Below are 302 nucleotides of genomic sequence, written 5' to 3' on the forward strand. Positions count from 1 at the left end.
TTAGTTGCATAAACTACGATAGACGAAACGTCTGAACGTTTGAACACTTTTTTTCTGTATTCAAATTTTTTTCTTCCTTCAATTATTTCTTCAACAAATTCTGGCTTAATTGATAATAAAGCTTTCATTTATTTCACCCATTTCTAAAACTTTGTTGAACTGATTATCCGTTAAAGAGAGGTAACCAAAATAATTATTTCTATCAAGTCCAACTTGTTCAATTAATTTTTTTCTGATAATCCGTTTTTGTAGAGGTGCATTATATAGCATCTTAATGATATAAGGATAACGATTATTATTCC

General features: G+C 27.8%; 1 pseudogene. It reads right to left on the minus strand.

From position 1 onward, the window contains the following. Positions 1-105 precede the first annotated feature (105 nt). Positions 106-302, minus strand: a pseudogene (locus FH871_RS35535) (N-acetyltransferase); the annotation flags it as partial.

Origin of the sequence: Larkinella sp. C7, assembly GCF_006149005.1 — a bacterium.
Lineage (GTDB): Bacteria > Bacteroidota > Bacteroidia > Cytophagales > Spirosomataceae > Larkinella.